Origin of the sequence: Myxococcus sp. CA005, assembly GCF_006518205.1 — a bacterium.
Taxonomy (GTDB): domain Bacteria; phylum Myxococcota; class Myxococcia; order Myxococcales; family Myxococcaceae; genus Myxococcus; species Myxococcus xanthus.
Genome location: NZ_SRLV01000080.1, coordinates 20,264 through 40,434 on the forward strand (window position 1 = coordinate 20,264; position 20,171 = coordinate 40,434).

The 20,171-nt window shown below is 70.4% G+C and carries 18 protein-coding genes; 9 read left to right on the top strand and 9 right to left on the bottom strand.

Features of this window, described 5'->3' with window-relative positions; genetic code table 11:
* Positions 1-4 precede the first annotated feature (4 nt).
* The gene (locus tag FMQ63_RS28275) at positions 5-1,024 is read left to right on the top strand and encodes a glycosyltransferase family 2 protein (RefSeq protein WP_011551539.1); all 1,020 of its coding nucleotides are present in this window, start codon (positions 5-7) and stop codon (positions 1,022-1,024) included.
* A 4-nt stretch (positions 1,025-1,028) separates the two neighbouring features.
* On the opposite strand, the gene FMQ63_RS28280 is transcribed toward FMQ63_RS28275, so the two are convergent.
* Entirely contained in the window at positions 1,029-1,961 is a 933-nt protein-coding gene (locus FMQ63_RS28280) for an RluA family pseudouridine synthase (RefSeq protein WP_011551538.1), read from the bottom strand.
* A gap of 173 nt (positions 1,962-2,134) precedes the next feature.
* Between FMQ63_RS28280 and FMQ63_RS28285 the strand changes: the two genes are divergently transcribed.
* On the top strand, positions 2,135-3,655 hold the full coding sequence (locus FMQ63_RS28285) for a hypothetical protein (RefSeq protein ID WP_026113828.1): 1,521 nt from the start codon (positions 2,135-2,137) through the stop codon (positions 3,653-3,655).
* Positions 3,656-3,673: 18 nt separating this feature from the next.
* Here the strand turns inward: FMQ63_RS28285 and FMQ63_RS28290 are convergent, their stop codons facing one another.
* Together FMQ63_RS28290 and FMQ63_RS28295 are read right to left on the bottom strand one after the other, a co-directional pair.
* Positions 3,674-4,021 (bottom strand): hypothetical protein, encoded by a 348-nt coding sequence (locus FMQ63_RS28290; protein ID WP_020477748.1) that lies wholly within the window; start codon positions 4,019-4,021, stop codon positions 3,674-3,676.
* A 225-nt stretch (positions 4,022-4,246) separates the two neighbouring features.
* Entirely contained in the window at positions 4,247-5,281 is a 1,035-nt protein-coding gene (locus tag FMQ63_RS28295; RefSeq protein ID WP_026113829.1) for a hypothetical protein, read from the bottom strand.
* A 105-nt stretch (positions 5,282-5,386) separates the two neighbouring features.
* Between FMQ63_RS28295 and FMQ63_RS28300 the strand changes: the two genes are divergently transcribed.
* The 3 genes from FMQ63_RS28300 to FMQ63_RS28310 all read left to right on the top strand — a co-directional run bounded on the left by FMQ63_RS28300 (position 5,387) and on the right by FMQ63_RS28310 (position 8,863).
* Positions 5,387-6,265 carry a DUF2058 family protein gene (locus FMQ63_RS28300; RefSeq protein WP_011551534.1) on the top strand — a complete coding sequence of 293 codons (879 nt, stop codon included), beginning with the start codon at positions 5,387-5,389 and terminating at the stop codon, positions 6,263-6,265.
* Positions 6,266-6,402: 137 nt separating this feature from the next.
* Positions 6,403-7,164, top strand: a complete 762-nt coding sequence (locus FMQ63_RS28305; protein WP_011551533.1) for an SDR family NAD(P)-dependent oxidoreductase — start codon at positions 6,403-6,405, stop codon at positions 7,162-7,164.
* Positions 7,165-7,303: 139 nt separating this feature from the next.
* Positions 7,304-8,863, top strand: a complete 1,560-nt coding sequence (locus tag FMQ63_RS28310) for a PQQ-binding-like beta-propeller repeat protein (RefSeq protein WP_225909783.1) — start codon at positions 7,304-7,306, stop codon at positions 8,861-8,863.
* A 5-nt stretch (positions 8,864-8,868) separates the two neighbouring features.
* Here FMQ63_RS28310 and FMQ63_RS28315 read toward each other — a convergent pair whose 3' ends face one another.
* Entirely contained in the window at positions 8,869-10,698 is a 1,830-nt protein-coding gene (locus tag FMQ63_RS28315) for a methyl-accepting chemotaxis protein (protein ID WP_011551531.1), read from the bottom strand.
* A gap of 251 nt (positions 10,699-10,949) precedes the next feature.
* On the opposite strand from FMQ63_RS28315, the gene FMQ63_RS28320 reads away from it, so the two are divergent.
* On the top strand, positions 10,950-11,549 hold the full coding sequence (locus FMQ63_RS28320; RefSeq protein WP_216609107.1) for a hypothetical protein: 600 nt from the start codon (positions 10,950-10,952) through the stop codon (positions 11,547-11,549).
* Positions 11,550-11,555: 6 nt separating this feature from the next.
* On the opposite strand, the gene FMQ63_RS28325 is transcribed toward FMQ63_RS28320, so the two are convergent.
* Entirely contained in the window at positions 11,556-12,299 is a 744-nt protein-coding gene (locus FMQ63_RS28325) for a PP2C family serine/threonine-protein phosphatase (protein ID WP_011551529.1), read from the bottom strand.
* Between the two features lie 399 nt (positions 12,300-12,698).
* On the opposite strand from FMQ63_RS28325, the gene FMQ63_RS28330 reads away from it, so the two are divergent.
* The gene (locus FMQ63_RS28330; RefSeq protein WP_020477749.1) at positions 12,699-13,844 is read left to right on the top strand and encodes a hypothetical protein; all 1,146 of its coding nucleotides are present in this window, start codon (positions 12,699-12,701) and stop codon (positions 13,842-13,844) included.
* A gap of 5 nt (positions 13,845-13,849) precedes the next feature.
* Here FMQ63_RS28330 and FMQ63_RS28335 read toward each other — a convergent pair whose 3' ends face one another.
* The 3 genes from FMQ63_RS28335 to FMQ63_RS28345 form a co-directional block, all read right to left on the bottom strand.
* The gene (locus FMQ63_RS28335) at positions 13,850-15,142 is read right to left on the bottom strand and encodes a choice-of-anchor X domain-containing protein (protein WP_011551526.1); all 1,293 of its coding nucleotides are present in this window, start codon (positions 15,140-15,142) and stop codon (positions 13,850-13,852) included.
* Between the two features lie 24 nt (positions 15,143-15,166).
* Positions 15,167-16,054, bottom strand: coding sequence for a hypothetical protein (locus FMQ63_RS28340; RefSeq protein ID WP_026113830.1), 888 nt, complete (start codon positions 16,052-16,054; stop codon positions 15,167-15,169).
* Positions 16,055-16,237: 183 nt separating this feature from the next.
* Entirely contained in the window at positions 16,238-17,359 is a 1,122-nt protein-coding gene (locus tag FMQ63_RS28345; RefSeq protein WP_011551524.1) for an aminotransferase class I/II-fold pyridoxal phosphate-dependent enzyme, read from the bottom strand.
* A 112-nt stretch (positions 17,360-17,471) separates the two neighbouring features.
* Between FMQ63_RS28345 and FMQ63_RS28350 the strand changes: the two genes are divergently transcribed.
* On the top strand, positions 17,472-17,945 hold the full coding sequence (locus FMQ63_RS28350; RefSeq protein ID WP_011551523.1) for a peroxiredoxin: 474 nt from the start codon (positions 17,472-17,474) through the stop codon (positions 17,943-17,945).
* 15 nt (positions 17,946-17,960) lie between these two features.
* On the top strand, positions 17,961-19,007 hold the full coding sequence (locus FMQ63_RS28355; RefSeq protein WP_011551522.1) for an SDR family oxidoreductase: 1,047 nt from the start codon (positions 17,961-17,963) through the stop codon (positions 19,005-19,007).
* A gap of 26 nt (positions 19,008-19,033) precedes the next feature.
* On the opposite strand, the gene FMQ63_RS28360 is transcribed toward FMQ63_RS28355, so the two are convergent.
* Positions 19,034-20,143 carry an MJ1255/VC2487 family glycosyltransferase gene (locus tag FMQ63_RS28360; RefSeq protein ID WP_020477750.1) on the bottom strand — a complete coding sequence of 370 codons (1,110 nt, stop codon included), beginning with the start codon at positions 20,141-20,143 and terminating at the stop codon, positions 19,034-19,036.
* Positions 20,144-20,171 lie beyond the last annotated feature (28 nt).

Genomic DNA, 20,171 nt, shown 5'->3' on the forward strand with positions numbered 1-20,171 from the left:
AACGATGCCCGTTCCGGCTGTTAGTGTCCTCCTCCCCGCGCGAAACGCCGAAGCCACTGTGGCCCGCGCCGTCCGCAGCCTCTTGACGGGCACCGTCCGCGACCTCCGCGTGTTCGCGGTGGACGACGGCTCCACGGACGGTACGCGTGAAGTGCTGACCGACCTGGCGGCGAGCGACTCGCGAGTGGAAGTCCTTGACGGCCGGGGCCAAGGCCTGGTGGCGGCGCTGAACCTGGCGCTGCGTGAAGCCACCTCCCCCTACGTGGCCCGGATGGACGCGGATGACGAGGCCCTTCCCAAACGCCTGGAGGCAAGCCTCACCGCCCTGGAGGCGGAACCCGGGTTGGCCGGCGTGGGCACGGCCGTGGAGCTGTTCCGGGATGACAAACCCGTGAGCCCCTCGCTCCAGGCCTATGCCATGTGGCTCAGCGGGCTCACCTCCGCAGAGCGACTCGACCGGGAGCGCTTCATCGAAAGCCCCCTGTGCCACCCTTCCGTCTGCCTGCGCCGGGACGCCCTGGTGGCCGCGGGAGGCTGGCGGGACGGCGACTTCCCGGAGGACTACGCGCTGTGGCTGGAGCTGCTGGACCGGGGCTTCGGGCTGCGCAACCTGCCCGAGGTATTGCTTCGCTGGCGCGACAGCGACGGGCGGATGACGCGAACGGACCCGCGCTATGCCGTCAAGCGCTTCATGTGGACGAAGGCGCGCTACCTGACGCGAGGCCGTGGCCCCCTGGCGGACGGGCGCCCCTGCACGGTGTGGGGCGCGGGCCCGAGCGGCAAGACGCTGACGTACTTCCTCCACCAGGAAGGCGTCCGCGTGCGGCGCTACGTGGAGGTCCACCCTCGCAAGGTGGGCACGCGCATCCATGGCATCCCGGTCATCTCTCCCCAGGAGCTCGGCGCCCCCGGGGATGGACACCTGTTGGTGTGCGTGGGCGTCCGCTGGGCCCGCGCGGAGATTCGCGAGGACCTCATCGGACGGGGCTGGGTGGAGGGTCGCGACTTCACCTGCGCGGCGTGAGGACTCACTCGGCGCCGCGAATGGCCCCCGAGGGCGCCGGCACGCCAGCGGCCAGGAAGAACCGCATCAGGTCCTCCGGCACCGGCGCCTCGATGCGCAGCAGCTTGCCCGTGCGCGGATGTCCCAGCTCCAGGGCCTGGGCATGCAGCAAGCACCGCGGTGCCTCCACGCCTTCCGCCCGGGCCGCGCCGCCGTAACGCGCATCCCCCAGAATCGGAGCGCCCAGCGCCGTCAGGTGCGCGCGGAGCTGATGCGTGCGGCCCGTGTGCGGCAGCAGCTCGACGACACAGAACGCCGGCCCCGATGACAGCGTGTGGAAGTCCGTCAGCGCGGGTACACCATTGGCCGCCCGGGTCGCCCGCCAGCGGCCAGGGCGCGACGGGTCCTTGGACAATGGCAGGTCCACCGTGCCCGACGGGGGCAAACCCGGCCCGGTGGCCGCGACGTAGCGCTTTCGCGCCCGTCCCTCCCGGAACTCGGCCGCCAGCGCCGACGTGGCCTCCGCCGTCTTCCCGAACACCGTCACGCCGGACGTCTCCCGGTCCAGGCGGTGCACCAGCCCCGCGGGGCGTCCCAGCTTCGCCCCCACCAGGTCCACCAGGCTGTCCCCCACGCGCCCCTCGGTGGGCTGCGCGGACACGCCAGCCGGCTTGTCTACCGCGATGACGTCCGCGTCCTCGTACAACACGCGCAGCTCGGGCGCGGGGGGCGCCTCGGACAGGGGGCTCTGCCCGCCCTCCTCCAGCACCACCGTCACCACCTGCCCGGCTGTCAGCCGCGCATTCGCATCCCGGCTCCGCTTGCCCGCCACGTAGACGGCGCCCACCTCCACCAGCCCCCGTGCCCCGGGCTCGGGCAGTCCCAACTCATCCGCGACCGCACGGGCCACGGCCTTCCCCACCAACGCCCCTTCCACTCGGAACGTCCGGCGCTTCATGCCGCCACCTCGCCCACCGGGCGGACAGCCTCAGCGTACGAGCCCGCGCCATGCGCCACGTGCTCCGGCACGCCGCCCCCCCTCCCTCTGTCCACCGCAGATGTCATGCGGCGGCACTCTACGCGCGCATCGCCCTTCCGCGCCGCCCGCTTCCTGTTACCTTCCGCGCCCCCATGGACCGTCCCCTGCACTCCGTCCGTACGCGGCTGGACGACTTCCTCGCCGAGCTCGCCACGCTGAACTACCGGCAAGGCGCCGGGCTCGCGCTGGATGTTTCCCCCAGCCAGCTCCACGCCGCCTTCCCCGAGCTGTCGTCTCCGGACACCTTCGCCGCCGCCAACGAGGCGCTCGCCAAGGCCCAATCGAAGAACGAGCCCCTCACCGTCCGCCGCATCCGACTGGTGCGTGAGCTGGTGGCCTCGCACGTCGAGGACGCGCTCGCCGCCCGTCACGTGGAGGCCATTGCCTCGCTGGAGGCCCAGGCCCGGCTGATGGTGGACGACCAGACCTACTCCTTCGGCGAGGCGCTGGGCCGCATTCCCCACGAGTCCGCCCGGGGCCGCCGCGCCCTGCTGGAGCGCGCCACCGGCGAGTTCCTCTGGCAGAACCGCACCCGTTACGGTGACCGGCGCGATGCGGCCCTGCACACCGCGGAGCAGTTGGGCGCGAAGAACTACCCCGCCCTGCGCCAGGACGTCACCGGCATCGACTTCGCCAAACTGGCCGAGTCCGCCGCGACGATGCTCGCGCGCACGGAGGACGCCTACCGCGACGTGCTCGCCTACGTCCTCAAGAAGGTGGACCCACTGCTGCGTCCACTGCCCGGCGGAGAGGCCCGCAGGCATGACCTGCAGGCCGCGCTTCAAGCACCGTGGATGGGCGGCCTCTTCCGGCGCGAGGACGCCTTCCCCGCCGTGGTGCGCTGGCTGGGCGAGTGGGGCCTGACGCCCAACGCCGGAGGCCGCATCCGCATCGACGACGAGGCCCGGCCTGGCAAGTCACCGCGCCCCTTCGTCGCCGTGGTGCGCGTGCCAGACGACATCCGCCTGGTGCTCCAGCCGCGAGGCGGCATCGACGGGCTGGCCAGCCTGCTACATGAGATGGGCCACGCGCAGCACCGCGCCCACGTCTCCGACACGCTGCCCATGGAGCTGCGCCGGCTGGGCGACGCGTCCGTGACGGAGGCCCACGCCGCCGTCTTCGAACGGCTGCTCCTGTCCCCCGAGTGGCTCAAGCGCTACCTGGGACTGCCCACCGTGGCCGCGCGGGACACGGTGCGACTGGCCGCCTTCCAGGCCCTTGCGCTGCTGCGGCGTCACGCGGCCAAGCTGACCTACGAGCTGTCCCTCACGCAGCGGGGCGCCTCCACGGAACGCGCGGACGAATACGCCGACGGGCAGCGCCATGCGCTCTTCGTCGAGCCACACCCTGGTTTCTTCCTCCACGACGTGGACCCGCAACTGTACGTGGCGCACTACCTGCGGTCCTGGGCCCTGGAGACCCAGCTCACCGCGCGCATCACGGAGCAGTTCAACGAGGACTATTGGAGGAACCCCGCGGCCGCCGCCTGGTTGAAGGGGCTGTACGCGCGTGGGGGCACTGACGATGCGGAAGGATTGGCCACGGAGACGTCAGGCACGCCGTTGGCGTTGCCCGAGGCCGGGGAGCGCCTCGTGGCCATCCTCAACCGGTAGGGGACACCCGCAAGACGACTACTTCTTCTTGCGGAGCGCCCGGACAATCTTGTCCTTGGTGGGATTGGCGGCGGCATCCCGCGCGCGCGTGGCGGCGACGGGCTTGCTGCTGGCGGTGGCCGCGGGCTTGCCACCCGCGCGAGCGCGCATCGCCTTCATCAGCTGCATCTCGATGAGGAGCAGCTCGTCGCCCAGCTCCTGGTTGTCACCGGCGGCACGGGGCAGCGGTGCACGGGTGCTGGAAGCGCCAGCACCGTGGCGCATGCGCAGTACCTTCTCTTCTTCGGCCGACAGCGTACGCGCCTTCTCCAGCGCCGCTTTGACCTCCTTGGCCGTCACCGTGCTACTTCCGACCTTGCGCTCCATCGCCGCTCCCTTGCTGTGAAGCCCCACTGAACATCCGAGCATGTCGGACGCGTCCGGGCCGCAACCGTCGAGGATTCTAGAGGACGCAAGAGTCAGCGCAAATTTTCTTCCAACATCTCGCTGCCGAGATGTAGCGCAGCCCCCTCCACCCCCGTCCGGGATACCCCGGAGTCCCGGCCAGCCGTTCACCAGGCAACGGCGCCCGGAAAGAGCGCCGGAACCCCGTCAGGTGCCCTCTTCGTCCTCGGGCTCCGGGGCAGACTCCGGGCTGGCCGAATCCGAGTCCGAGGGCTTCTTGCGCTGGATACCGAAGGTGTCGAGCGCATCGGCGATGCCCTGGGGCTTGTCCGCGTCCGGGAGGAAATCCTCGGGCGGCTGGAGCCGTGGGTCCTTGCCTACCTCGGAGAGGGCGGCCTCCAGCGTCAGGCGCAGCTCGGCCGCCTCGGGCGTCTTGTCCCCGGGCACGCCCATGCGCCCGTCCAGCCGGGCCTTGAGGACCACGGAGGTGGCGGAATCCACCAGCACCTCGCCGTCCAGCGAGCGCGGCAGGCGGTGGGCGAAGAAGTTGGCCCGGCGGACCGTCGTCTCGTCCACTCCCCCCTTCTTGGCCTGGGGCGTGGGCGGCAGGGGCCGGGACGCGTCCGCCTGGGCGGCGGGGGCCAGCGTCACCACGTAACGCCAGGCCGTGCGGCCCTCATGGGTGACGGTGCCCTCGGGCGTCAGCTTGATGCGCCCCTGGAAGAGGCTGTCGAAGTCGCGGATGGCGCCGGTCAGCTCCGCGCGGGTGCGCTCGGCCATGCCTCGGTCGCGCAGGCGCTGGCGGAAGGGGCCATACCGGTTGCGGGCGAACACCTGCCCACCCACCCGCATCACCTCCAGGCCCTGGTCCCGGGAGTTCTCCAGCACGCCGTGGAAATCCCCGCTGACCCCGCCGGGGCCGGCGCGGAAGGTGCGCGTCTCGGTGAGCTTCACGGGGATGGAGGCCTCGGAGGTCCACTCGTACCCCAGCGTCGCCTGGTAGCGGTGGGGGCCCAGACGCTCGGTCACCTCGGCGGCGTCCATGCCCAGGATGCGGCGCGCCACCTGGGGGTTGTCCGCGACGTCCTCGGGGGGCAGCTTTTCCTTCGCGGACGCAACCACCTTGGGCGGGTCTTCCGGCGAGAAGATGCGTGCCTTGGCCGCCTTGTCGACCGGGTCCGAGCAGCCGACGGCGGCCAGCGCCACGGCAAGGGTGAAGGCGGACTTCTTCAGACGGCTCACGACTCCTCCGGGAGGGTACGACAAGGCCGGCAAGTTACGTGGGGCATACACGAGCAGCAAGCAGTGGCTTGCGTGCGGCCGTGCAAGGGATAGAACGCCCAACTCATGCAGAACCTGCGCGACAAGCTATTGAAGGCGGGCCTCGTCACCGAGGACCAGGCCAAGAAGGTGGAGACGAAGCCCAGCCAGGCGGAAGCCCGGCGGCCCGGACTCCAGGAGGGCGGCCGTTCAAGCGGCAACCGTCCTCCCCCCCGCCGTGATGACAACCGGACACCAGGCGGCCCGCCCCGAGGCGAGGGTGGAGGCCGTCCGAGTGGCGGCCGTGACGCCGGCCGTCGTGAGGGCGGCGGACGTCCTGGCGGCGGCTTCGGAGGTGCCCCCCGGCACGGCGGAGGTCCCCAGCACGGGCGGCCGGCCGCGGCGGCGGCGGAGCGGGCCATCCCCAAGCTGCCCCCCATGCCGGGCTCCAAGGCCTACCAGCGCGCCGAGTCCAAGCGGCAGGTGGAGCTGGACCGCGCCCTGCGCGAGCTGGTGCTGGGCTCCCAGGTCCCCGTCGAGGCGGGGGAGACGGCGTTCTACTTCATGACCCGCAAGGGCAAGCTGCGCCGGCTGGAGCTGAGCCCGGCGCAGGCGAAGCAGCTCGAGGAGGGCGAGCTGGGCGTGGTGGAGCGCCCCGAGCCCGCACAGATCGAGCACTCGCTGGTGCCTTCGTCGGCGGCGGAGCAGATGTTCGCGCTGTCGAAGAAGTCGGTGCGCTTCCTCAACCGCAAGGAGAACCCCGTCGGCTTCATGAACGACGAGGAGCTCAAGGCCCAGCAGGCCGCCGAGGCCGCGGGCACCGCGCCCGAGCTGCCCGACGAGCCCGAAGGCGGGTCCGAGGCTTCGGCGGAGACTGCGTCCGAGGCTTCGGCTGAGACTGCGTCCGAGGGCGAGGCGGCCCCGACCGAGCCGAAGGCCAGCAGCGAAGAAGCCCAGAACGGCTGAGTCGGACACCGGCGTCTTCCCACCCTCCCCGTCCCTCGTGGATGTGGGGAGGGTGGCGATGCCGCCCGTGACGGCAGCGCCACGCGGCCTCGGCACGTCCTGCTGCCAGCATGAGGGCCCGGCGCTAGGCTGGTCTCATGACGACGACCTCCAAGACGGTGGTGGTAACGGGCGCGAGCCGAGGCATTGGCCGCGCGGTGGCGCTGGGTTTCGCGAAGGCGGGCCATGACGTGTGGGCCCTGGCGCGTTCGACGGAAGCGCTGGAGTCGCTCCGGCAGGAAGGCGGCGAGCGCATCCGGCCGCTCGCGGTGGACGTGGCCGACGAAGCGGCGCTGATTGCCGCGAGCCAGCGAATCCTCGCCGAGGGTCCTCCGCGCGTACTCGTGAACAACGCGGGCATCACCGTCTCCGCGCCCCTGGCGAAGACGCGCACCGAAGACCTGGCCCGCGTCATGGCCGTCAACGTGACGGCGCCTTTCCTCCTCTGCCGCGAGCTGATGCCGGCCATGGCCCAGGCGGGCGGCGGACGCGTCATCAACATCGGCTCCATGGCCGCGGTGCGGGGCGTGAAGTACACGTCCGCGTATTGCGCGTCGAAGCATGCGCTGCTGGGCCTGACGCGCGCGCTCGCGGTGGAGTACGCGAAGAAGCAAGTCACGGTGAACATCGTGAATCCGGGCTGGGTGGAGACGGACATGTTCGCCGGTGCGACCTCGGCCATCAGCGCCTCCACGGGCCGCAGCGAGGAGCAGGCGCGCGAGGCCCTCGCGTCCATGAACGCCATGGGCCGCATCATCACGCCGGAGGAAGTCGCCGCGCTGTGCCTGTTCCTCGCGTCGGACGCGGCGGGCGGCATCACCGGCTCGGCGTACGCCATCGACGGTGGCGAGCTGGGCTGAGACTTCACTCCCATTCCGCCTGACTGCCTGCCCGGCCGCCACCCGTGGCCGGGTGCGTTGCGCAGCGGGAATCCCATCCCCACTGTGCGCGACCACCCCGGTGACGAGCCGCGCGGTGGTCAGCAATCGGGAGGTGGGCGTGAGTGGACTGCGAAGCATGGTGCTGGGCGCGTGTCTGTGGGTGGGCTGTTCGTCGTCCGTGGAGAACGGAGCGGCGCCCCCCGTCGAGACACCCGCGGATGTAACGCAAACGCCCACCCCTGGAGCTGAGACGCCCGCTCCGCAGGAGCCCACACCGGAGCCGCAGGTGCCGCCCCCGGCGACATCGGCGGCGTGCTCCGGACCGGATGGCACGGCGCGACTCGCGTGGAGCTACGACGCAGCGTGGAACCGCACAGTGGACTTCCGGGGGGCAATGGACGGGGACGGGCACACCTACTGGACGGAGTGCGAGAGCAGCTATTGGGTGGACAAGGACCCGAGCCAGTTGGCGTGTCAGCTCGTCTCCGTCACGTCAGAAGGGACCGAGCGCTACCGGCGCGACCTTCCGCCCCCGGGAGCCTGGGGCGTTCACACGGTGGCGGGGGGACAGCTCTTCGTCACAGGCCGGCTGGCCCTGCTCTCCGCTCGGGACAGCACCACCGGACAGGAGCGCTGGAGCGTGTCGCTAGGGGCCGTGAAGGACGAAGACCCGCAGGCGCACCATGGGCTTCGCATCGCATCGCTCGTGCTCAGCCCGCCCTATCTGATTGCGCTGGTACACGACATGTTTGGAGACGCGGGCGCCGAGGACTTGCTCGTCGCGGTGCACGCGGAGACCGGCGCGGTGGCGTGGAAGGAGCCCGTGCCGCCCGTCCATGCGCCGCTGGTGGTGGATACGGAGGGCAACGTCTATGGCGGCGCCTCCGATGTCCTGGAGCAGCGGACGGAGCTCTTCTCGTACGCGGCGGATGGGCAGCTCCGCTGGCGGACGCAGCGCACGGGCGTGCTCGAGCCCACGGCCGTGGACGGAGGGACGTTGATGCTGGGCCGCGCGGAGCTGGTGGATGCGGCCACGGGAGCGCCAATCGCCACGCTGGCGACCGCCTCCGCTGAGTCCTTCTATTACTCGCTGGGCCGCTCCAGTTCGACCTTCGGCCGCACGGCGATGCAGGCGGACCGGCTCCTGGTCCTGCCCGACATGCGGTGCACCACCGAGGGCTGCCCCACCACCACGCATCCGGGGGGCACGTTCCTCTATGGGCTGGATCCCTCGAGCGGCGCGGTGCGCTGGCACCGGGCCGTGGGCACCTGGCCGATGTCACCGCTTCTCACCCAGCGTGGCTCGCTGCTGCTGGTGGACCGGCCAGTGGCCGAGACGTGCGGCGAGCACGCCTGTACCGGTGAGGAAGCCGCGCTCGGTTCGTTCCTGCGGGAGCTGGACCAGGACGGGAACGAGTTGTCCGCCTGCGCGCTGCTGGGAAAGGCGCCGTACATCACCCCGCCCGCGCTGCACCGGGGACGCGTGGTGCTGGGGGCCTGGACGAACTGGAATGCCAGCAATGACTGGACGCAGCGGATGAGCATCCGCGCCTTCGACATGACGGCGCCCGCTGAGCCTGCCTCCAGCGGCTGGGTGAGCGCGGGCGGCGGTAATTCCCGCTCGGGCCAGACGAAGCCCACTGGCGCGGCGGCTCAGGCGCGAGCCCCAGGCCGATAAGCGCGCTAGAGCTGGTACCGGCCGACGATAGCGCTCAGCTCAGCGGACGCCGCGGAGAGCTGGATGGCGGACTGCTCGCTCGCGGCCATCCGGTCGACAATCTGGTCCGCCAGGTCGGCCATCGAGCTGAGCGCGGCGAACAACTCCGCGATGCCCGCGTCCTGCTGACTCACGGCCTCGGCGATGCTGCGCACCGTCTTGCCGTTGCTCTGGATGATGCCCGCCAGCGAGCGGAGGCTCTCGCCCGCCGCGCGCACCTGCTCCAAGCCACCTTCCACCTCGCGCGCCCCGCCCTCACTCGTGCTCACCGTCTGCGAGATGGCCCGGCCGATGTCGCTCAGGATGGACTGCACGCGCGTGGTCGCCCCCGCGGACTGGTCCGCCAGCGATCGCATCTGCCGTGCCACCACCGCGAAGGAACGGCCCGAATCACCACTGCGCGCCGCCTCGATGGAAGCATTGAGCGCCAGCACGTTCGACTGGTCCGCCAGGTCCTTCACCGTGCGGGTGATGTCACCCACCTGCCGCGTGCGCTGGTGCAGCTCCGCGACGGTGCGGCCAATCTGCTCCACATGCGACCGGATGTGCGTGAGCCCACCCACGCTGCCGGACACCGCGGCCTCGCCCGCCTCGCCAAAGCCACTGGCCTTGTCCGCCTCCCGCAGGATGACCTCCACGCGCCGCGCCGCCGCGCGCGAGGCTTCCTGGAGCTGCTGCGCCGCAACCTGCGTCTCATGCAGCGCCACCGCCTGCTGCGACACCGCCTCGTTCTGGACGGACGCGGACTCGGTGAGGTGCGTGGACGCCGTTTCGAGCTGCTCGGCCGAATGGCGCAGCGCCATCAACAGCTCGCGCAGCTGCGACATCAACTCCGAGAACGAACTGGCGAGCTGACCAATCTCATCCTTCGAGCGCACCGCCAGCGCCCCTCGGAAATCACCCTCCGACACCATCCGCGTGGTGGCCACGGTCAGCTCGCGCAGAGGCTCCATCATCCGCCGCACCAGCAGGAAGATGGCCGTGCCCGCCGCCGCCGTGACGATGAGGCCCAGCAGCACCACGAGCAGCATCGACGCACGGAACTGCTCCGCTTCCTTCCCACCGTCACGCGTGAGCAGCAGCTCCACGCCCGGCCCCATCTCCACCCGGCGCAGCCGCAACGACACGCCATTCACCGACACCTCGTCCGGCCGCCCCTTCCCCTCCAGTGCCGCGAGCAAGGCATCATCAGGCACCACGCTCAGCGCGTGCGCCACCGGCTTCCCGCCCACGGTCAACACGCCCTCCACACCGCGCTCGTCACGCAGCGCCTGAAGCTCCACCTCTCCCAGGACCCGCCCCAGCACCACGTACCCCACGGTGCGGCCCTCGGCCGTCATCACGGGCTGCGCCACAGCCTGATGGGGCACCTCATCCACCAGGATGATGCGCGCGCCGCCCTCCTTCACCAGGGCCTCCATCCCCGACAGTGCACCGGGTGGCGTGCCCACGCGCACACCCGCCGCGGTGTCCACCGCGAGCAGCAGGTCCACGCCCAGCAGCGACTGCTGCGCACGCAGCGAGGGCTCGAGATGCGCCCCGCCCCCGGAGCCGCTCGACAACACGGCTAGCAAGGGCGTGCCAGCCGCGGCGACGCGGGCCAGGGCCGTCAGCGAGCGCACCTCCTGGGACAGAACGCGGCTCCACGCGGCTTCGTCTTGCGCCAGACGGGACGTGACGGCTTCGTGCGACCACGTCCGAAGCGACACGCCCGTGAGCGCGACGCTCAGCGTGGAGAGACAGAGGATGACAAGGGAGAGCGCTGCGGTCAGGCGCGCGGCAAGGCTGTGCGTCATTCGCTACAAGGCCAGGGGATGGGCGGGGGGAGCCCAGTGGGGGACGGCCAGCCTACCGCGACAGCGCCCAGCTGTTGAGCGAGGAACAACAGGTGGCAGGAATGACCCGGCAGCCTGTCTCGCATGACACAAATCGAGACCTACACCGATGTCGTGCACCTACGTCCTCGGCGTCGACGCGCGCGGGGCCATGGACACTCACCCTGGCGTTGCATTGACCGGTGTGGAAGCGGCGCGATTGCGTGCGTGGCATGCGCTCAACCTCCATTCCAGCGGCACTGACCCTGCTTGCCCTCACGCCCAGCGGACTTCGCGCGGAGGAGGCCGCCGGAGAGGCGCGCGCGAAGGCCGAGCCGCCTCGCACGACGCGCAACTTCGGCAACCTGCGCGTGGGTGGCTCCACGGCGAACGGCAATGGCCGACCCGACCTGTGTCTGGAGTTGTCCCCCGTGGCGTTCCTGTCCGTGGAGAGCTGTGGCACGGGGAGCGGCTTCCTGCACAGCGACCCCGAGCCGGAGGTGGCACACTTCCGCGCCAAGCTGCGGCTGGCCAGCTTCGACGTGGAGCGCTGGGGCACCTTCCAGCCCTTCCTCGCCGGGGGCTTCGCGGAGGCCCAGGTAGGCCGCGACGACCCTGGGTTCCAGTTCAAGGGGACCGACCGACGCCGCGTGGCCACGGCAGGGCCCGAGGCGGGACTCGGGCTGCGCTTCCTCCGCCCGCTGGCCGCGGGCTTCGAGCTGGTGGGCGACTTCAACTTCAGCCTGGCGTGGATGCCCCACGCTCCCGAGCTCATCCAGCCCGGGAACACGTGGCTGCCGTCCGCCAGCCTCTCCTTCGGCGTGGGCTTCTGACGCGCCTCACGCTTCCGCGACGCGCAGCACCACCGCGGTGATGTTGTCCTTGCCGCCCGCCTCGTAGGCGTCCGCGACCAGCGCGTCACAGACCTCGCGCGCGGAGGACATCGTCAGGCGCTTCATCAGGCCCTCCACGCCCAGCGGCTCATAGAGCCCGTCCGAGCACAGCAGGAACACATCACCCGGCTCCGTCTGGAGCCGCTGCACGGTGGGCTCCGCATTCTCAGTGCCCAGCGCGCGGGTGATGAGGTGGCGCAAGTTGCCCGAGCCTCCCGGCGGCTCCATGCCCGCGTCCCGCAGTTCCTCGATGAGCGAGTGGTCGCGCGTGAGCGACTCCAGCTTTCCGCCACGCAGCCGGTACAAGCGGCTGTCACCCACGTGCGCCACCGCCGCGCCGTGCTCGCTCACCGCCAACGCCACGACGGTGGACGCCATCTCCCGCAGCCGGCCCACGCGCTGCGCCTGGAGGTTGCGCTGCGCCAGCGCCGAGCACGCCGCCAACAGGTTCTCTTCACGGCTGCGGCGAGGGTCCGGCACCGTGGGCCACGTCGAATCCCGGTCCTGTCCCAGGCGCAGGCCAAAGCCCACGAAGGTGTCCACGACACACCGGCTGGCGACTTCTCCCCCCTCTTGTCCGCCCAGCCCATCCGCCACGACGAACAGCCCCAGCTCCGGTGCGACGCAGAACGCATCCTCGTTGTGCGGCCGCCGACCGATGTGGGTCTGTCCCGCGCTGTCCATTCTCATGACTGCCTCCTCGGGCCTCCCACCAGCAAGCGGGAGGCCAGCGCCCTTCCCCCCAACGGACGCAAGGAACGGATACTCCGGTTCTGGGGATTCCTGGGAAGGGACCGCCACGGCGCCGTGACAACCACCCCTCCCCCGTCCACTGGCAGACGCTGCAAGTGCCCTCCACCCGTCAACAGCCCCCAGAGCGTGGGGTCACGACCCCACACCTCCACCTGGCACCTGGGCCCCGTTCCCTGAGGGGGCGCTTGTCCGCCAGGACGCTCCCGTCAGGGTGCGCGAATGCCATGACAACGAAACGAGGAACCCGGCATGCCCGGACCTGTTCCCTGGCAACTTCTCCAGTGACGAGGCGACAATTCCGATGCGGCCCGGAGTGTGCGCCGCAGGGAGCCCTTGATGTCGTCCATCCGCCGCATCACCGCGAGCATCTCCAGCGCCATCTCCCGCGCCCGGCTCGACACCAGCCTGGAGTCGGTGGCACCGCTCGCGCCCCGCGAGCCGCTGCAGCCGATCCCCGCGGTGCGGCGTGGCTATGCCGACGAGAGCGAGTTCCAGGCGGAGGTGGATGACCTGGACACGTCGCTCGCCGCGCATGCGCCAATGCTGGCGGGCGTGGACGCCGCGAATGCGGAAGCGCCCGAACACCTGCGCGTGTTCGCCGGCGAGAGCTCCTTCGAAGCGGCTCCGCCGCGGTATTCGCAGTTGCTGGGCTCGCAGCTTCCCGCCGCGCTCGGCGCGCCCCGGGAGCCGGTGAGTGGCGCGGCGCACCGGCCCTCCTTCCGAGGGGCCAGCGCCCAGGACATGGGCAGCGACCTGCTCTCGCCAGAGGCCGCCGCGTGGGAGTTGCAGAACCGGGACACCTCCACCGCGCCCACGCCCATGGAAGCGGAGGACGTGCTGTTCATGCTGAATGGCCCCGGCGCCGCGGCCGACCTGGAGCCGCCGCTGGAGCTGGGACTCGAGGACATCTTCGAGGAAGCCCCGCGACTGCACGCCGCGGAAGACGCGCTCTTCATGGCTGGAGCCGATGACGCTTCAGCGGCCAGCTCCGACACCACGGAAATCCAGCAGCCGAGCCTCGCCGCCGCTCGCTCCGGCGCACCGGTGAACTTCGCGACCGAGGCCGCGGGCATCGATGCCGTTCCCGCCGACATGATGACGGCCGCGGCCGGTGACGCGCGCGTGGATGATGCGCCCGCGGGCTACGCGCTGGGCAGCGCCTACGCGGCCACCTACGGGCAGCAGTTCGCCGTGAGGCAAGCGCTGGACCCGGCGGTCAGCCCCGCGGGACCGGACGAGTTCCTCGCGGACCCGAATGACTTGAACATGCTGCTGCCGGAGGAGCCGTCCCTGGACGATGCCGCCGTGGCAGGCGTCCTGGGCTCCATCTCCGCCAACCCCGCGGCAGCCAGCGCGCCGGTGGCAGCGGCCTTCGCTTCACAGGGCGTGGAAGTGGTCGCGGAGGCGTTGGAGCCGGAGCTGCGGCCCGAGGCGAACCCCAGCATCACCGAGGCACCCGCGCCCGAGAATCCGCGGGCCTGAGCCCCTCACGGCCTGGGCGGTGCTTCTTCCTGGTCGATGCCGTCGAGGTATGTCTGCGCCTCGATGACCTCCCGGTTCAGCTCGTCCAGATAGCGCCGCCGCTCCGGACTCTGCCACTCCGCGGCGGAGAAGGACGTGGGGGGATAGTCACTCGTGGTGTGCACGTACCCGCGCAAGCTCGTCATCAGCTCGCGATCCGGGTCTCCCCGCTCCTTGAGGAGGAAGCCCTCCACGTCGCGCAGCTTCAGGGGGAAGGTGGGCACTTCGTCCAGCACCAGGTTGCCAGCGATGGTGAGCTTCACCTCCTGCTCGCCGCGCTTGAGCTCCTCGTTGAAGGACACGTGCGCGAAGGGCATGCCGCTCTCGTCATCCACGCGGCCCGCCACCACGTACCGTCCGGCCTTCTGGACCTGAATCCCGAGGTAGAGCTGAAGCGAGCCTTGCTCCAGCACCTCCCGCACCCGGCCCGTGAAGAGCGCCGGAGGCGACGGCGTGTACATGATGTCGAAGAACGCGGTGCCCTCCTCGCCTCCCGAGCGCACCTGCACGTCCACGCGCAGCGTGCCCGAATAGATGGGGAACCCCTGCTTCGACGGCTGGAAGCGCCCGGTGAAGGTGCCGTCTCCGGAGAGCGCGTCGCCCGCGGCGCCGTCGTCGGAGAAGTGGAGGGGGACCGCCGGCATGCCCCCCGCGCCGGGCATGTGCTCGGCCTCGTGCGCGGAGGCGGACACCACCTGGCAGGGCCTGGGCATGCGGCGCGCGTCCTCGCAGCCGACGAAGAAGTGCACCACCTCGTCGCCGACGACGAAGACGCGGTCCTGCTTCAGCCGGAGCTGGATGTCGGAGCCGTCCTTGTTCAGCGGACGCGTGCGCTCCGGCTCCGCCATCTCCATCTGGTCCGGGTGCTCACTGGCGGGACGCGACTCCGGCGGATAGCGCGTCGCCTTCATGTACGACTCCAGCATCTGCTTCGCGCGCGCCAGCCGCTGCTCCCACAACTGGCGCCGCGCGTCACGCTCCGCTTCCTCCGGGCTGCGAGCCGGGTCCTGCACGGCCACTCCTGGCACGCTCCCCGTCGGCCTGCCCATGCCGCCTCCCGACTTCCGCGGCGCGGGGTTCGGCATTCCAGACGGCGAGGACGCTTCCCATGCGCCGTCCTCGCCGGAGGACTCCGGGCCGGCACCTGCTTCCATCCACCACCACCCCACGCCCCCCAGCACCAACGGAATGAGGGGGATGGCCCACAGGGCGCGGCGCATCCGGGACGCGGGAGCGGAAACGGTGCCAGTCGGAGTCATGTCGCTTCTTGCAATGGAGGGGGCTCAGTACGCGTAATTGACCACGTCCTGGCGGACCGGCGCGATGATGCCACCCCAGTTGCCTCCGGCGTAGTGGTTGTACGCCTCCCGGTCGTCACGCAACTCCACCGTGTGGTAGCTCCACTTCGCGCGCCCGTCGCTGGTCGCGGCCGTGCCCAGGTTCAGGGTGCCGCCACAGAACCAGTCACCAGGGTTGCACTGCGAGCTGCCCGCGCTGCCCGACACGCCTCCCGTCGAGTGGTACGACACCGCCTCATCGTCCTGGCCGGGGAGCACGCCGGAGTACAGCGTGCCCTTGGCACCCGCGAACATGTAGAACCACACGTTGCGCGTGGTGTTGTGGTTGTACATGGCGCGCGCGGTGGTGGTGACCAGGTCGCTCACCAGCGGCTCATTCATCGCCCACTCGCCAATGTCGGCCAGCTCGCTGCCACCGCCCGCGCCCGACGCCACGTTCACCCAGCGGATGTTCCAGCCCGTCTGCTTCGCGCCGCTGCTCACGTTGCCACACACGCCGCTGGCGCTGGGGGACGCGTTCTTCACCTCGCGCTGCGAGCCGCCATACATCGACAGCGCGTAGCCAATCTGGAGGTTCCCCGCGCTGTGCGCGGCGACGTAGCACCAGTTGTCCCCCGTGCAGAAGCAGTCCAGCGCGTCGCGGATGCGGTAGTTCTGCGAGCCGATGCGCTGACGGCCGTCCCAGTTGACGGCCTTCTTGTTCACGCCCGCCTCGACGCTCGCCGAGCCCCAGTAACTGAAGTCATTGTAGTTGCCGGGCTGCGTCGTGCCGCCGTTGCGGCCATGAATCCACAGTGTGTAGTTGGCTGCGGCAGCCTCCGTGCCCGCCAGCATCGTTGCGGCGACAATGACCGTACCGAAGAACTTCTTCATGTTGAGCGCCTCCAGCGCTGCATAGGGGGTACCTGCCCGGCGGGGGACCAGGCGGCGGGGCGTACTGTAGAGGCGCGATGTGTAAAAGGTCGAGGTCACGGAAACCTTGAAGTGCGCGCGAGGACTGACGCAACGCATCACCCCGTGGATTCCCGCGGGGAGGTGACACTCGAGACAGCCGCGTCAACGCGATGTGTCGACCACGTAGCGCTCCAATCGTTCCAGCGCGTCGGGCAGATTCGTGCGGCCCAGCCCCAGGCGGAAGTGGTTGCCGGGGAAGTCGTAGACGTCTCCGGGCAGCAGCAGCACGCCTTCGCGCTCGCGCAATTCCTCGGTGAAGCGGGCCACGGGCGTCTCACGCAGCAGCCTGGGAAAAGCCACGCTGCCCGCGCGCGGGCGCACCCACTGGAAAGTGTCCGGGTGCCGCGCGAAGAAGCCATCCAACAGGGAGAGGTTCGCCGCGAGCAACTCCCGGCTGCGCGCCAGCACCCGCGCCTTCGCGCGCAGCGCGATGAGTGACAGCACCTCGCTGGGCGCGCTGTTGCAGATGGTCGTGTAGTCCTTGTAGGCCGCGCAGCGCCGCAAGAGCTCCACGTCACGGCAGGCCAGCCACCCCACGCGCAGCCCCGCCAGTCCGAAGGCCTTGGACATCACCCCCAGGCTGATGCCGTGCGGCGTGTGGCTGGCCGCGGGCGGCAACGTGTCGCGCGTGTCGTACTCCAGCAACCGGTACACCTCATCGGACAGCAGGTGGATGCCACGCTCGCGCGACAGTTCGCACAGCGCGTCGAAGGCGGCCCGGTCCAACAACGCGCCCGTGGGGTTGTGGGGGAAGTTCACCAGCAGCAGCCGCGTCCGGGGCGTCAGCGCGCGGCGCAGCGCATCCAAATCCAATGCCCATCCGTCCTCCTCGCGCAGGCGCAGCAGTGTCACGTCCGCGCCCGTGGCGCGTGCCACCTCGTGCAGGGACTGGTAGCCCGGCCAGGTGACGACGGCGTGGTCCCCGGGGCCCAGCAGGACGTTGACCAGGACGAAGAGCGCCTCCTCCGCGCCGGCGAAGGTGAGCACCTGCTCCGGGGAGAGCCCGGGGTACAGGGCGGCAATCTCCTCGCGCAGCGCGGGCAGGCCGGTGGATTCGGTGTAGCCCAGCGTCAGCCCCTCCCAGCGGGCCCGCTCGTCCGGGCCGGCGAGCGCCAGCAAGTCCGCCATCCGCCAGCCCTCGATGTCCGAGGAACACAGCAGGTACGGCGCCGCGAACTCCCAGCGCGCGAAGTACCGCTCCAGCTTGAAGTCGGGGATGCGCATGCCGTGAGTGTCTGCCTGCTTCGCGACCTGCCGTCCAGCGACGCCCGGAAGCGGCCACGCGTGCCTAGCTTGAGTCGCGTCCTTTCCGAACCCAGGTCTTGTTGGAGCCCCTATGCCCACGCTCGACATTCCCATCACCCTGCTGGACCCGGACGGTGGGTGGATCAACACGCCCGTCCATGTCTCGGAGCTGGATGAGCTCCCCGTCCTCCTCCACTTCTTCTCCGTCAAGCAGCGCGGTGCTGACGAGGACATCGACGCGGTGAAGCGCATCATCGCGGAGTACGGTGCGCGGGGGCTGAAGGTCATCAGCGTGGATGTCACCCACTCCGACAAGGAGTTGCGGGACACCAACGCGGTGGAGGCCTTCGCGCGAAAGCACGGGCTCTACCACCCCATCGCCGTGGACGACGGCTCCATGGCGCGGGCCTACGACGTGGCGGACACGCCCGCGTGGCTCGTGTTCGACGCGGACTCCGGCCGGCTGCGCCACCACTTCTCCGGAAAGAACGCGTCCCCCCACGTGCGGCAGGTGCTGGAGCGCTTCATCCAGGCCAGCGCCGCGGCCCCCTCTCCCGCCCCCTGACTCCAGGAGTCCACCATGCCAGCTCACCGCAAGGATTCTGACTCGTCCCGCATCTCGCTCGGCACCGTGGCCGCGGCCGGCATCGGCGCGGCGCTGGGACTGCGCCGCATCCTCCGCTCCCGATTCCAATTCAAGGACAGCACCGTCCTCATCACTGGCGGCTCTCGCGGCCTGGGCCTGGTGCTGGCGCGACAGCTCCTGAAGGAAGAGGCCCGGGTGGCCATCTGCGGCCGGGACGAGCAGACGCTGGAGCGGGCCCGCGAGGAGCTGGAGCGCACTGGCGGCGAGGTCTACGCCATCCCCTGCGACGTGCGAGATCCGGTGCAGGTGGAGGCCATGGTCTCCGCCATCCACGAGCGCTGGGGCACGGTGGACGTGCTCATCAACAACGCCGGCGTCATCCAGGTGGGGCCACTGGAGTCCATGACGCTGGAGGACTTCCAGGAAGCCATCGACACACACCTGTGGGCGCCGCTGTACACCACGCTGGCCGTGCTGCCGGAGATGAAGCGGCGCGGAAAGGGGCGCATCGTCAACATCGCCTCCGTGGGCGGAAAGGTGAGCATCCCCCACCTGGTACCGTATTCGGCCAGCAAGTTCGCGCTGGTGGGCCTGTCGGACGGCCTTCGCGCGGAGTTGCGCCAGGACGGCATCGTCGTCACCACGGTGTGCCCGGGGCTGATGCGCACGGGCAGCCCACGCAACGCGTACTTCAAGGGCAACCACGAGGCGGAGTACGCGTGGTTCGCCACCGGGGACTCCCTGCCCCTCACCTCACTGAGCGCCGAACAGGCCGCGCGCAAGATTCTGGACGCGTGCCGGCGGGGTGACGCCGAGGCGCTGCTGGGCGCACCGGCGAAGCTGGCCGCCGTGGGCCGCACGCTGGCCCCCAACCTGACGGCCACCCTCACCTCCTGGGCCAACCGATTCATGCCCCAGGACAGCAGCCAGGACCGCTACAGCGGCAGCCAGAGCGAAACGCCGCTGACCCAGTCCTGGCTCACCGAGCTGACGCGGCGCGCGGCCGAGCGCAACAACGAGGCCGAAGTGCCGCTGCACTGACGGCCCCCCGGCGGCGAACGCGGGCGCTAGTCCTGCGCCCGCTCCATGGCCCAGTGGCCACGGTGCTCGTAGGCCAGGGCCAGCTGTTCGCGCAGGGCGGCCAGCATCCGCGTGTTGCCGTCCTGCTCGTAGCCCTGGAGCGCCTGCTGGCAGCGGGGCACGCGCGTGAGGAACTCCTTCACCGCGTCCACCGTCAGCGCCTTCACGTACATGCCGTACCCCAGTTGCTCCAGGTACAGCGCGTTGATGACCTGCTCGAACTGCCCCTCCAGCGGCACGCTCAGCACCGGCTTGCGCAGGTACACCGCCTCGCTCATCAACGTGAAGCCGCCGCTGGCCACCACGCCCCGCGCGGTGCGCAGGTCATCGATGAAGCCCTTTTCACTGAAGGGCCGGTACGTGAGGTTGCCGTCCACCAGGTCCTCGGTGATGTCACGGCGCAGCCCGTACACGCGGCAGGGGATGCCCGCGGCCTTGAGGATGTCCGGCAGCGCCGTGTTCGTCGTCGACGTCTGGTACACGAGCAGGTGCTCACCGGGCTCGGACTTCGCCTCCAGGATTTCGGGGCGCAGAATCGACGGGGCCAACGTGGTGCGCCGCTTGCGGAGCTCCGGGTAGAAGAACGTGGTGACCAGGTAGTGGAAGGCCCCCGGCAGCTTCGCCTTCACGATGGCGCGCGACGTCTCGAAGCTGTCCTCGTGGCCCGCCAGCAGCGCCGGCTCGTGCTTGCACCGGTTGATGACCTGCATGTTGTCCACGCTGATGACGGGCAGCCGGTGATTCCGGGCGAACATGTAGCTGAACGACTCGAAGTCGCTCACCACCACGTCCGGGCGGAAGCCGTCCACCAGCTCGAAGTACTGGCGGATGTTCTGTGGCCAGCCCTTCACGGCGCCCGTGAGGTTCTGCAGCACCGTCTGCCACTTCTTCACCGAGTTGCCCTCGTACGCGAGCGTCAGCCCCCAGATGCCGTGCACGTTCTGGAAGCGTTTGGCCAGATAGTCCTGGGCCCGGCCGGAGACGACGATGTGGACCTCGTGCTCCTTCGTCAGTTCCTCGAGGAGGACGCGGGAGCGCGTCGCATGGCCCATGCCTTCGCCGACGACACCGTAGAGGATTCGCATGCCCGGCAGCATACGCGCCCGCCGCGCCCCCCGTTGAGCC